The sequence below is a fragment of the Zooshikella ganghwensis DSM 15267 genome (genome assembly GCF_000428585.1).
In the GTDB taxonomy this organism is placed as follows: domain Bacteria; phylum Pseudomonadota; class Gammaproteobacteria; order Pseudomonadales; family Zooshikellaceae; genus Zooshikella; species Zooshikella ganghwensis.
Window position 1 is genome coordinate 1 of record NZ_AUAF01000140.1, and the last position, 11,669, is coordinate 11,669.

The following is an 11,669-nucleotide window of genomic DNA, read 5'->3' on the forward strand; positions in this document are numbered from 1 at the left end:
TGGGAAGGTATCCCATTAGGCAATTCTAGAAAGCCTTGAAACCATGCTTCCTTGGCCTTACCAAATCGCTCAATAGCAACCCAATCATCTGCTCCACACAACGCAGCACAAATCGTAATAGTAATGATATCAACCAACGTATGACGACGATGGCGTTCAACTCGAGGGTCGTCTAAGTGACTAAAATGATCTGCAATTGTATTATTTTTTTCCAATGTGATGCTCTAAGTCAGTTGCTAATCATCCTATTATACTGATTTTGTTGTATTTTTATATGCGATTGCCCTGGCTAAAGACCCAAGTCATCATGCTGCGATAAATGCTAAACCCGTTATGGGTACTTACAACAGTTTATCGGGTCTAGCAACCGATGAATTAGGGAACCCTGTTCTATTTAATGGAAAAACCCGAACAAATAGTGAGGTTGCTCGTGGTTTTAGCACCCGTGGCGCGATTGAAACAGTACGCTCACTGTACCCAGACTTTCCCACCAACAAGTTAGTCATCGGTGTAGCCAGTTATAGTCGTGGCTGGGAATACCTAAAAAATAAAAAAGCTTATGGTAAATTTTTCTGGCATGGACAAGCGCAGAATTGGCGTAATAGCCGTGGTTCTGGTTTGGGTGCGGCAGGTACTTTTCAATTTGGGGTAAGTGACTTTAGGGATATTTATGACCACTTTATGAAAGGTAACACCAGTTACTTATACTACGATACCCAAGCTGAGTCTGCGTATATCTGGAAGCCACACACTATTAATGATGCAACTTATCAGTTTGCCAAGGTTGAAACCTTTGACTCTCCTCGAAGTGTCATAGCCAAAGGAAAACTTGTTAAAGAATATAATCTGGCGGGTTTATTTATGTGGGAGGCTCAAACCGATAATGGTTTAATTTTGAATGCTATGAATGCCGCAGTTTGTAACCATCTAAAATCCGGTGGTTATTACCAGTTTTCTCAGCACTATGCAGGAGAAAGTAATACTGTTGTTACACAATGGGATAAAAATGGCACCCCTGCTGTTGTTGAAGAGTCTATGTCATCCCCTTCAACTTATTCATTTAACGGTGCTGAATTTTGTAAATAATTACAACTAGCCTAAAAGTGTGAAGGGAAAAACACCTTCACACTTTTATCTTCAAAAATCACTCAAATGAACCTCTTACAAGCGGATTTTCATCCTTAAAAACCAATTTCTAAGAACGTTAAGTCACTTCTTAAAAGAATTATTCGTCCCCCCGACAATCCAAGTGATTAGCTGAAATATTGTTTGACTGTCTTGCTAAAAAAGTTGTTAATATCACATTTTTTTTCTGATAACATTAATTTAAGGGAGTGATTTAAACAGACAATAGTGAACCTTATGGATAACTTGTTTACGCAGTTGACTGAAGAGATAGGCCCAATTGATAATTACCAGTCACTCAGTCATAAAGTATCTTTAATTCGTGCTGGAAATCAGCAGTTTATCGTTAAGAAAACCTCTCAGGTTGAGCTTTATTGCTACATAAGCCTGCCTAATCAAATTCAGTCCTTTCAAATTAACTTTCCCCGCTTAGTACACAGCCTTAAATTAAATGCTAATACCATCATCGTTTTAGAGTTTATCAAGCCTTCCAACCAGAATATTAATCAAAACGAACTTATTCAACGTTTATCTGAATTCCATCAAACAACGCTGTCTAACCTCAATATCAATTCATTAGCGACCCATTACTGGCAACCAGAGGATAATTACCTACTATTGCAACTTGCACCATTGTCTGAGCAACGCTGCTTGCGTAATGTTCTGGATAACTTTTACTATGAGTTTCAACACCTTTTTGCCCCTGGCTGGCTTATTACTGGTGATAACTGCCTTGATAACTGGTGTTGTAGTACTTCTGGTGACGTGTACCGAATGGACTTAGAACATGTCAGCTTGGGCAGTCCTGCTATTGATCTAGCTTGCTTACAGCCGAACTGGCCTTCATTTAGTGAGTGTCTGAAAACCGCAGACAACTACTTAAAGCACAACAAGCAGTTTAAAAGAAATCGCTTTCAGTTAGCCGCTGATATTGTCGCAGCAACGCTATGGCTCTTTGCTAAACGGTGTAACACGCTACTTAATCCTACCGATGATCAGCCTATCCATCCTATTATTTCAGAAGCCAGAGAACGCCTAACAACCTGGTTGAGGGGAATCTTCCAGCAGGTATATCAACATCCTGACTTTTGCCAGTATTCATTATAGTCCGCCTCTAAAGTTTTTAACCTGTCTGCAAATCCCTTAGCCGATACAAACATCACTTTTGAGGTCAGGACAACGCTTTAAGTGTTGATCACTGCCTCAAAAGAATAAAATCAAGGTTACCTTTTTATTCTTTATTAGCTATTGTTTAAGTATACCCAGACCAAGGGTAAAACCATAAATCACCATGAAATAAGCAAAACCATTATGCCCTTAAAGCAATACACCAATATATACCTATCTGTAACGCGCCCCCTAAAAAAATATTTAGCCTCATTCACCATTGGAGCTACCGTATTTCTTAGCGGTTGTTCAGGCTCTATTCCCTACTTACAACCCGAAATATCAGAGCAGGATTTACTCGCTGCCGACTCAACAATCAACCAGTGTTTTATTAGCAGTGGCATTGCCTATGAACTCATTAATAAGATCAATCAATATCAATTAGCAAAGGTTGATGCAGAAGATGAATTAATTGCCAGTCAGGGTAATAATCTATCTGACTACTACTTAATGAAGGAAATGCTTGACGAGTACTACAATGTTAGCCCTGAAAAAGACGAACACCCACGTTTTATTGCATCTTACTACTCCCGTTGCCTTAAAAAAGCACAAGTAAACCCCGAGATAATACCACAAAGTACTCTAGCCCAATGTTTGAAGCGTAATAATCTACTTCACATGCTTTACCAGCAAAGCAAGCTTAAACAGTGGAATGAAATAGCAGCCCTTGCTCAACAACACAATATAGAAACTGATGATGCCAAACAGGCTTTTCAATTTGGCACCGAATACAACCAGCGTTATATTGCCTTGCTGATGAACAAATTTCGCCAATGTACGGATACTGAGATAGCATCAGATACAACTAATTAAGATAAGCATTCTTTGAAAAACATCAATCAGAAATACCTAATACAATGATGCCTTATAGTATCCTTGCCCTGGCATAAGGCATCATTTTCACACTTTTTAACACATCATTCATTTTTGCTTATCTTTCCTCCATATATGTACTAATACGTAAAAACAGATTGACAAAGATCTCTTTTTATTAGAAGTTATATTTTGCTCTCACATAGCGGGCAGATCCCCCTGTGTGTACAAAAATAAATACCTGTACTTAAAATAAGTAATAGTACAAATGATGTTTACAATAAAACATCATTAAGCGCATTACCCTTTGCGTAAAAATTAAAATAACTTTTAAAGATGATACCTATCAGCAGGTTTTTTAAGCGTAAGCTATTGTCAAAATTTATGTCTTAAGGCTTTTCCTTAAGAACATTACTGTAGGTATCCTTAACAATAATTAAAACATCGTACTTTATACAGACCACACAAAGTGTGCTATTTCGACTAAATTAAAGCTGTACGATGATATTAAAACCTATTATTTAAATAGTCCATCTATTATAATTTTTGTGGTGTATTTTATGGAGCCGTCAGCAGTAAATCTTCGCTCGCCCTCAAACTCACGTTCTGTTTTATCATTAAGCACCACCGAAGGCAAACCAATTACTGGCGAAACATTAACGGTTATTGACAAGTTAGCTAACCAACTCATTTCGCTTCGGGAAACTGCACTCAGGCAAGATAATAAAAAAAGTGCCAAGAAAATAGCGCAAGGTATATCACTGTTAGAATCTGTAAAAGTAAAACTAAATACACTCATTACCACAGAAGGTGAGCAGAGTACGCTTTCCACAAAAGATACCGCTTTTCTCTCCTCCCAGCTGGAAAAAACCAGCCATTTACTCAATAATTCAGATACCAAAACACTGGCCACATTACTCGGTCAATACTTTTTTGCCAGCTGGCTAAACCAAGCCCGTAACGATATAAAATCAGATGTTTTTAACCAGCTTAAAGGCATCGGTGACCCTGGTGCAGCTAATTCCACAACCCTAAAGATTGAAGTGAAAGGTGGTGGAAATATTGTTGCTTCCAATCTTTATGGAAGTATCGGTTACAGTCATACGGATACGCTAGACGCTGATGATGAAGGTTTATTTTTCCGCTCTAAGACTCGTACTGGCAGTCTGGGATTAAAAGCTGGTATTAAAGTCGTCGCCGCCAAACTTGGTGCTAACTTAACAGGTAGCCATGCCTATACCACATTTAAAGAATACAATAATGTTAAGACTTATGTGGATATGGAGGTGAGTCATCTAGCCTCATTAAACCGAGATGATACTGCGCTTACCAAAACGGCTAAACAGCTAGCCTGGCAAGTCATCAGTAAAGTTTTTGCTGGCCCTCAACGCAGTGCAACTGGCTCTGAGTTAAAACAGTACCATAAGCAATTGCAAGCTGCTGTTAATAATCAGCATAAGCTGAATACCTTATTAACAGAACAACTTGGCATTAACAGCAAAGTCAATGTCACCTCCCCTGTCATTCCTGAAACACTGAGCGGGTATGTCAACAGTACCTCTGCTAATGCAGCTGGCTCGGCGTCTATTGGTATTACAGGTACTGAACTCCCCCTATCTGCTTCAGCAGGCATCAGCGCTACTTTTCGTAAAACTGAAATTTATGAGTTTGTACCCGCTTATTTTTGGACAGTGATTGCCGAAAATGCGCAACGCTTAAAAGAGTTACCCACAGCGTTAACAGCTTATGCAAAAACACTGTTAAATCAAGACAGCGCAAATAAGACTATTGTTGAACGGTCTATCCAGGCACTAGATACACTGAATAATGACTTTAATCGTTATATGACCGTTGTCCAAAAATATGATGCAGGCGAACAATCATCACGTGTAGAAAAACATGCCATTGAATCTCGTTGGGGCGTTCAAGGTCGTCATGAGTTTCTGCAAGCAGTTCATGCTTCTTACACATTATTTGCTGACCGTATATGGAATGCGAATTCAACACCAGAACAATTTCAACAGGCAACGGTATTACTCGATAAAATAAGTCAAAATATCACTCAACCTACTATCACCTATTCAAAAAGTAAACTTGAGAATATTGCTTCTTTTAAGCAGCTGGTTAGGCTCAGTATCACCGATAAAAGCTTCAGTTTAAATGGTTCGATAGGTAGTTTTGGGCTTGAAGCAACCGTTTTACATAGAAACCGAGTACATCCAAGTCGTTTGCGTCATGGTGACTATATTGATATTTATCTTAGCTTTAAGGCAGGTATTACCAGTGGTGATGTTACTGGCTTTATTGATAACATGGTGTCAAAAGTTAAGAGTCAATATGGTGCCACTGTTGACTCTGAACAAATCAAAAATACATTATCTGACTTCATCAATAATCATGTTGATGCTTCAGCATCAGGTAAATTTACCTTACAGTTGCGCTACTTTAAAGCGGGCTATCAACATGAGTATGGTGATAACCACTATCACAAACAGTTTTCGCGCTTTTTATTTACTCACTCAGTTAACTTAGGTGTCAATGGTGAAGTACCCATTGCAAGTGGGGCCAGTCTTGGTGGAAAAGTGGGTATCGCTCATAGTAATACCGAAGTTCTGAAAGAGTCACCCACGGCAGATACGCTTAGCTATATTCTTACCCGGTACAACCGCTGGTTCCGTAATAAAGAAATTGAAGGAGAATGGCAAGATTATTTTAATAATCATGAGGCAGAGTTTAGCCAACTTTTTAAGCAGTTAGGCGACACAGAGTCTACGGCTTATCAAGAAGCCCAACACTGGCTACAAGAACTCATAATAACTGCAGATACAAATAAAAAAGCACATTATCAAACATTGCTTGATGAGTTCAATACGGCTATGAATGCCTATCGACAAGATAGCTCAGAGCAGGCATTTACTGCAGCAAAAAGCGTTTTTAATAACTTTATGAGTGAGCAGGTAACGCCTTGGTGGAATGCTCACCGTAGTCACTGGCAAGATCTTCCTTTTCAACCCAAACATAACTTTTTAGAAAAGCTGACAAAACGTTTAGCGCATTTCCCCGACCAAATAAATGATGCCTTCAATCATCTGTTAAAGAATAACTCCGTATTACCACAGCAAAATTTAACTGATACAAGAGCCTTAACCAAAGCATTAACCCTTGATGATCAGTATTTATTCGATAGCTTTCTATTAGTTTATAAGCAGAAAGGTCTCAGTGCTGCAACCAGTTATACCCGCAATATTTTAGCCCTGGGATATCAGCAATGGCTGCAACCTGATCAAGAAAACCCTCAAGCAAAAGGATTAACTGAACGTATTAAACAGCTCCCTTCTCTCTATTTTGAAGCTGTAAATAGTGGCCAAGGCGCTAAGCGTTTACGAAAAGCACTTCACTCATTCGCTGAATCTGGCGTATTGAAGCTGCGGGTTGATGGCAATGATTTAGCGTTATTAATTAATAATAAAGCGGTCACTCTATTTAATTCCACCACCAGCGAAATCATAACTACAAATACGATTCGCAAAGCGGTTGATTATATTTCTTCACAGTATGATTTAAAACAACAAACCTGGTCACTTTCTCACACGACTTTAGACCAAACCTTAAGTGATGATATTATCACCCAAATGAGTCGCCCTTATGTCACTGATCTGGACTTATTAGCACAAGCCGATAAGAACCTTGGATTACTTTCAATGGGTGAACAACGTATCAGCCGGATAGAACTTTGGTTAGCAGGTGCCAAACTTAATAATACCGCTTTAACCACTGAGGATTTAATTACACTTACCACACTAGAAGGCTCACTCTCACTTAATCCAGAACAAACCCAACGCTGGATGAAACAATTAGATGGTAACCAACGTTATACTGCTTTAGCACGGCTGAATCAGTGGCTCACAGCTTCACCTAATTTATTGCCCGAAAATTCAAACTCTGTAGAAGTCATTAAATTACGTAAACAGGCAGAAGCTATTAATTGGTTAGATCATCAACTGCCTCTGCTATCGTCATTGGATGAAAAATTAAATCGCTCTTTGGCCAGCGTCACTGAGTTATATGATCGCCAGCATCGTTTATTTGGCTCAACACCTGTCCCTAACCAAAAACTCAATAGGTTAGCCAGTAAAATTAATGGCGTAAATACAGCTATGAGCGTCATACGCTTACCTGGTAATGTTTACCAAACCGTTGATGCTTTTGCTAAAGGTGACACCTACCATGCCGTACAATCATTAGCAGACACGCTTACTGATAATCTTGACATTACACTGGATGTGTTGGCTAACAGCACCAAAGTGCAGGCAGTATCAACTCGCCTTGCCAGTGTGGCAACCAAGCTAGGCGCTATTACTAACTTCGCTGGTGCAGGTTTAGGTATTTGGTCAGCTGTTGATAATTTTAGTGCGGCAGCAAATACGACAAATACTGACGAACGTATTGATTATATCGTTAATGGCTCACTGGCTGTGGCAGGTGTTGTGGTCTCAATTGCCACAGGTATTGCTTCGTTAATTACCGCCGCTGCTGGCCCTATTGGTGCTGCGATTGGCTTAGCGATTGGTATAGCCGCGAGTATCTATAACACCGTGCGAGTCAGACAACAACTTGCTGATGCAGGCATTACAGGTTCTGACCTTGACCTAGCGGGGGCTGCTGTGTTTTTTGGCTTTCCTGTTCCTGAGCATATAGCCAATAAAGCCGCAACAAATATTGGTGAACGTCAATGGAATGAAATGCAACAAAAACGCTTGGAAATGTATGCTCAACTAGGCGTCGATAAGCTGGTTTATAGCACACCAAAAGTGTTTACCGCCTACGGTAAAATAACCAATATTAGTGAAGGTTATGACTACTATAACTTATCCCCAACTGAACTAAGAGAATATCACCGAAATAATCCTGGTGAAGTCGATTCCGGCTGGGTATTTCGACAAGAAGCGAAAGCTGCTCAAGTTAAGAAACTAGATGCTTATGATGAGGAAAACGGTGTCACGCTTATTCAGTTAGGTAAAGGATTTGACTGGGCAAATGGTGACTTAAATCGTCGAAACATTTTCCTGATTGATCACAATCGAAGTGCATTTCAACGGCGGTATAAAGGGGGTAATAAAGCAGATACTTTTGAAATCCGTTCACCTAATGCTCTGCAACGCTTTACCAGTACTGACTATGCCATTGTGGATGGTGGAGCAGGTATTGATACTATTTCTTTCCGCTCAATGTATGCCTTTACAGGAAAGAAAAAAGGCGTAGAAATCAGTCTTGAGCCTCACAGTCACTTTGGCAATAAATCAACTGTGCAAATTCGTGATGGCCGAGAAGATTTTTTTCTTGTTGAAAACATTGAAAACGTCATTGGTTCTGAAGGTAATGACAAAATCAGTGGCGATCGCTTCAGTAATTTTTTACAAGGTTCAGAAGGTGACGACATCATAAGCGGCTTATATGGTGATGATCACTTAGTGGGAGGTCAAGGCAGCGACTATTTAAGTGGTGGTGAAGGTACTGACACTTATACGATTACAGCTGATGACTGGGAAACAGACACAGACCATGACACGATTGACAATAAAGTAGAAGCAGGAGAACGTTTTTATCGGGTAAAACTTGAGTATCTTGCAGAAAACCCTGACGCTTCTGATGAAGAAGCAAAGTTATATGCTTATCAACATATGCCAAAAGTAACAGCTACGGATCAATTAATTACAAACTTTGGTGACTTAAGCGGCTATAAAGAAAATGACAACCTTAAACTCACGGTGAGTCAAGGCTGGTTAAATGCTCTACGTTTGGCAAAAAAACTGTTTTCAAGTCATCAAGCAGGCAATAATATACTGCCACTCATGGATGATCTTCCACTTGCTAGTGCTACCCTTGAGCCTATAAAAACAGGGCTTAAAACCACAAAAGATCATTGGGAGCTATTAACCTCGGAAAGCTTCAAACCTGTTTTAGAATATTATCAGGAAAATGCACCAACGCGCCTTAATGTGATTACTCTTTCAAGTTACTTTAAAGGTAAACAATACCAGCATATTCAGTTCCGAGATTTAGCTGGTCATTTATATATTCCATCTGTTCAGAGTGATGGCCAGGTAATTTTTGATACCTTAGTTACTCGTGCAGCAGATGAAGGTCATTACAAAGTAAACCTAGCAAAAGGTTACACACACTTATTTAATGGCGACATTCAACAGCGATTTAACCTGCTTTCTACAAACATTACCAATGTCATTGGCTCTAAAGAAGACGACACAGTTCGAGGTAATAGCCTTGATAACTTGATTGATGGTGGTGCCGGTTTTGACCAACTTTTTGGTGAAGATGGTAATGATATTCTTGTATCTGGTGCTGATGGGGCACAACTAAGTGGCGGTAATGGTCATGATACCTATATGATTGGCGCCAACCAGAATATGGTTGTTATTACCAGTGATGACACAGATAACCAACGCGATACGATTAGTTTCCAAAATGGTTTTAACGGTTTTTCTCACCGCTACAGTACTCCCGAAAGTCGTTACTATCTCAATTATCAAGGTACTCAAATTATTCTAGGGAACCGCTACCAACAGAATCTTAGCAAAAAACTAACCTTTGCCTTCCAGTCCACAACACAACCCGGTCAAGGGGTATTATACGGTACATTTAATGAAAGCCATGAATTTCAACTTTCAGAGCTGGATTTAACAACTCAATCCCATAGTGACTATACCATCAATTTAGGTCAACAGTCGTATCAATCATCTACAGAGCAGTTTGAGCTAGCACACCCGTTAATGTCGCTGTTTAAAGTAAAGACTGGAGAAGGGAATGACATACTGTATACAGGTAAACATGAAGGAGTGATCATTGCCAACCTTGGCTCAGGCAACAACACTGTTAATATAAACCAATATTCCAGTATCATTTACTTAGAACAGTCATCACACACTACACTCACCGTGCAATGGGAAAATCTCGATTGGAATAATTTTAAAGTTTTATACAAAGATGGCAATTTATCTCTTATAAACAAAGCTGATTCTGATCAAGCACTTATTTTAGAGCAAACCAGTAATTCATCTGAATTGACGATGAATATCATTGATAAAGACCAAACCACTCATTCCGTCGATATTAATCTACTTATTCAAATGGCCAGTCAAATGAGTGAAAAAGAAAATGGAGGAACCTCTACTTATAATGAACCACATCTAAATACTGCATTAACATCTTTGGTGCATACAGCCTAACCCTGTATTCAAAGATTAACTATCAAAGGCCCTCTAAAAATGCTTTTTTTTGAGTGGCCCTCAAGTGAATGTCAGTTGCTGCAATGATAACGAGCAACTGATATTTTCACTTTATAAAAGTTTTAAAGGTATATAATTTTCATTTTGAATGTATTTACTGCTTTTTTCTTCTAAGTAAAAAGCCTGTTAATAGCCCAAATAAACCCAAGGTTCCTGGCTCAGGGATAGGATCAGGTTCTGGTGTTGTACCTGCCCTATTGAACTGCAAATCATCAATATAGTGGTACAAACCGACATCAGAGCCAGTACCATAACGTAAAGTTACGCTAGTTACTGCCTGGTCACTAACAAAGCCAATAAACTGGTCAGCAAAGTCATTCATATTAGCAGCAACGCCAATTGTACCAATCAATCCACCTACATCGAAGATATCAAGGAATGCAGTAAAACCACTCGAACAACATGTGTCATCGTTTCCAAAAAACATCCCTACAGAAGATGCCGGTGTAGCAAAGCTAATCATAATAGGGTCAGGAAATGAGTTGGTTGACAGGCCTTGAATACCTGAAGGTGTTCCCCCACTTGCATAACTACTCGCACTGGCTAGAATGACTCCCGATGAGGCTGTTGCGGTAAATCCAAGCACAAAACTACCATCTTCAAAGTCTTCTAAAGCATAAGGCCCTTGGCTCATTCCTGCAGTTGAACCTACCTGAGTGATAACTGCATGAGAAACTAAACTTGTAGATAACAACGCAGACGTAAGCAGTAGCTTAAATGAAAATAAACCTTTTAGTGACATAAGTAATATCTCCCAAAAACTTTCGATTATAACAAAGCTTTTTACTACAAAAATTATGCCACTCAAGAATATTCTTAAAATACCCCTTATTTTATACGCTATAACACACAATATTTAATAGCTTTACTCAAAACCACAAATAAAAATGTATAGCCAATCGACACTAAAGCTTATAAGTATTCTTTAAGCAAAACACCTCAATGAGGAAAACACTGAATAAATCTTCAATAATATTACGCGGTTTCGGATAATAAGTGCAATTGGCATAAGAGAAGCCAGCTGGTAGAGTTTGCGCTTCTCCCGACCAAGAGATAAAGCACTATGAACTACACTCAGCTGACTGAACATGAACGATACCAGATTTATTCGCTTTTAAAAGCAGGATTAAATCAAAAAGAAATTGCTGAGAATTTGGAACGAAATCCATCAACCATCTCTCGTGAATTGATGCGGAATAAAGGGCTTCGAGGATATCGCCCCAAACAGGCACAGCAACAGTCAGATGACAGGCGATCATC

Annotated in this window: 7 protein-coding genes; 5 read left to right on the forward strand and 2 right to left on the reverse strand. The window is 39.3% G+C overall.

Annotated elements, in window-relative coordinates; genetic code table 11:
* A partial coding sequence (locus tag F607_RS30915; protein ID WP_420864443.1) for a transposase family protein occupies window positions 1-221 on the reverse strand: 221 nt, incomplete at its 3' end.
* 112 nt (window positions 222-333) lie between these two features.
* Between F607_RS30915 and F607_RS0120950 the strand changes: the two genes are divergently transcribed.
* The 4 genes from F607_RS0120950 to F607_RS0120965 all read left to right on the forward strand — a co-directional run bounded on the left by F607_RS0120950 (window position 334) and on the right by F607_RS0120965 (window position 10,349).
* On the forward strand, window positions 334-1,086 hold the full coding sequence (locus tag F607_RS0120950; RefSeq protein WP_027709639.1) for a glycosyl hydrolase family 18 protein: 753 nt from the start codon (window positions 334-336) through the stop codon (window positions 1,084-1,086).
* 276 nt (window positions 1,087-1,362) lie between these two features.
* Window positions 1,363-2,232, forward strand: a complete 870-nt coding sequence (locus F607_RS0120955) for a hypothetical protein (protein ID WP_027709640.1) — start codon at window positions 1,363-1,365, stop codon at window positions 2,230-2,232.
* A gap of 204 nt (window positions 2,233-2,436) precedes the next feature.
* A complete protein-coding gene (locus tag F607_RS0120960; protein WP_027709641.1) occupies window positions 2,437-3,105 on the forward strand; it encodes a hypothetical protein in 669 nt (222 codons plus the stop codon).
* A gap of 560 nt (window positions 3,106-3,665) precedes the next feature.
* Complete coding sequence (locus F607_RS0120965; protein WP_027709642.1) at window positions 3,666-10,349, forward strand: calcium-binding protein; 6,684 nt, start codon at window positions 3,666-3,668, stop codon at window positions 10,347-10,349.
* A 154-nt stretch (window positions 10,350-10,503) separates the two neighbouring features.
* On the opposite strand, the gene F607_RS0120970 is transcribed toward F607_RS0120965, so the two are convergent.
* Window positions 10,504-11,151 (reverse strand): PEP-CTERM sorting domain-containing protein, encoded by a 648-nt coding sequence (locus tag F607_RS0120970; protein ID WP_027709643.1) that lies wholly within the window; start codon window positions 11,149-11,151, stop codon window positions 10,504-10,506.
* 321 nt (window positions 11,152-11,472) lie between these two features.
* On the opposite strand from F607_RS0120970, the gene F607_RS33715 reads away from it, so the two are divergent.
* On the forward strand, window positions 11,473-11,669 hold a 197-nt coding region (locus tag F607_RS33715; protein ID WP_027709644.1), incomplete at its 3' end, for a helix-turn-helix domain-containing protein.

Bases quoted from the DNA above. Each gene is read 5' to 3' on its own strand.
- F607_RS0120950 (WP_027709639.1), top strand. From the start codon at position 334: ATGGGTACTTACAACAGTTTATCGGGTCTAGCAACCGATGAATTAGGG.
- F607_RS0120970 (WP_027709643.1), bottom strand. From the start codon at position 11,151: ATGTCACTAAAAGGTTTATTTTCATTTAAGCTACTGCTTACGTCTGCG.
- F607_RS0120960 (WP_027709641.1), top strand. From the start codon at position 2,437: ATGCCCTTAAAGCAATACACCAATATATACCTATCTGTAACGCGCCCC.
- F607_RS0120955 (WP_027709640.1), top strand. From the start codon at position 1,363: ATGGATAACTTGTTTACGCAGTTGACTGAAGAGATAGGCCCAATTGAT.
- F607_RS0120965 (WP_027709642.1), top strand. From the start codon at position 3,666: ATGGAGCCGTCAGCAGTAAATCTTCGCTCGCCCTCAAACTCACGTTCT.